This is a genomic window from Gemmiger formicilis, assembly GCF_016901605.1.
In the GTDB taxonomy this organism is placed as follows: domain Bacteria; phylum Bacillota; class Clostridia; order Oscillospirales; family Ruminococcaceae; genus Gemmiger; species Gemmiger formicilis_B.
The window spans coordinates 1-220 of sequence record NZ_JACJKP010000862.1; the positions used below are offsets into that span (position 1 = coordinate 1).

Consider the following 220-nt stretch of genomic DNA (forward strand, 5'->3'; position numbering starts at 1 on the left):
GCCAGCAATCAGGACAGCACGGTCAGTCACGCCGCCATTATGGCCCGCAGCCTGGGGATTCCCGCCATTGTCCAATTGGGCGACGGCGTGGCCGCCCTGGCCGCCGGGCACCGGCAGCTATGTAATCACCAATTTCATTGGTGAAGGACTCGTCTTCCAACAGTGCAATCTGGAACAGCAGAATGTCGGCATCGGGGCCTTTGGCGCGCTGGCTTAAACG

1 protein-coding gene is annotated in these 220 nt (G+C 60.9%); it reads left to right on the forward strand.

Translation table 11 applies throughout. The features are described from left to right. On the forward strand, positions 1-144 hold a 144-nt coding region (locus H6B10_RS17050; protein WP_275951115.1), incomplete at its 5' end, for a PEP-utilizing enzyme. Between the last annotated feature and the right edge of the window lie 76 nt (positions 145-220).